This is a genomic window from Thiolapillus sp. (genome assembly GCF_048562965.1).
In the GTDB taxonomy this organism is placed as follows: Bacteria; Pseudomonadota; Gammaproteobacteria; order Chromatiales; family Chromatiaceae; genus Thiolapillus; species Thiolapillus brandeum_A.
Genome location: NZ_JBHNMF010001027.1, coordinates 1 through 981, shown reverse-complemented (window position 1 = coordinate 981; position 981 = coordinate 1). Strand labels below are relative to the sequence as shown.

The 981-nt window shown below is 53.8% G+C and carries 2 protein-coding genes; both read right to left on the bottom strand.

All coding sequences use genetic code 11. From position 1 onward, the window contains the following. The coding region (locus ACOCD2_RS21990; RefSeq protein WP_419588122.1) for a restriction endonuclease subunit S at nt 1-628 on the bottom strand (628 nt) is incomplete at its 3' end. After that, nucleotides 618-981: N-6 DNA methylase (locus tag ACOCD2_RS21985; protein ID WP_293689535.1), on the bottom strand; the 364-nt coding region annotated here is incomplete at its 5' end. The genes ACOCD2_RS21985 and ACOCD2_RS21990, both read right to left, overlap by 11 nt.

Here is a 981-nt window from a genome sequence, read left to right as displayed (position 1 = left end):
AATCGACGAACCAGGACTTGAAGATGGCGCGGGCGATGGATTCGAGGGTTTGGGCCATCTGTCGGTTCAGCTCGATCTTGTCGTCCAGCGAGCCGAGGATGTGGGCGATGGCGCGTTGTTCGGGGAGCCTTGGATAAGCAGCCTCTAGGTTCTCGAGGTCACGCTTGGTAATGTGGCCCAAGCCAGTCGTCTGCTTGTTACGGGCAATTCCCACAAAATTTGGTTTCAGGTAGCGAAGCAAGTAGTAGAAGAACACGGGATCTATTCCCTCAGTCGGCGTTACCCGGAAGATGTGTTGATTCAACCACCCCTCTGGGTCTCGCCACCAGAAGGCGTCGATCGACGTTTCAGGCTGACCGGACCATGAAAACAGGAGATCACCATATCTCACGCGCACCGCGTCATCAAAGGTCTGCTGGGTAAACTTGGTCTGACCGGATATCCCACCCTTGATTTCCGCGATCTTGATCACAGGCAACCCGGAATCGCTGAATTGGATATTCCGAAATGCGAGACCGTTTACCCATTGGGCTAACGAATAGAGGGGGCACCGCTTCCAGTGATCCGGAAAGTATGGGTGGTATAACCATCCCTTGTCATCGACCACTGCGGACGCTTCACCCGCCATATCCCAACCCCTCCAAATTCTTCCGAATCACCGCATCCAGTTCTTCAGCTTTGGCCATCTGCTCGTAAAGCAATCCAGTCAGTTCCGCCATCTTTTCCCCGAATGATTCGTCATCTTCATCTTCTGCCGTAGCCCCGACATACCGACCCGGTGTCAGCACATACCCATGCTTTTCGATCTCCTTCAGGGCGGCCGAATAGCAAAATCCAGGCATGTCCTTGTAGGCTTCCCCGTCGCTGAACTCGGTTTCCCGCCAACGGTGATAGGTTTTCGCAATCGTGTGGATCTCTTCTTCAGTGAAGGCGATCTGTGTTCGTGACAGTTGTTCTGATCCCATCTTGCGGCAGTCGATG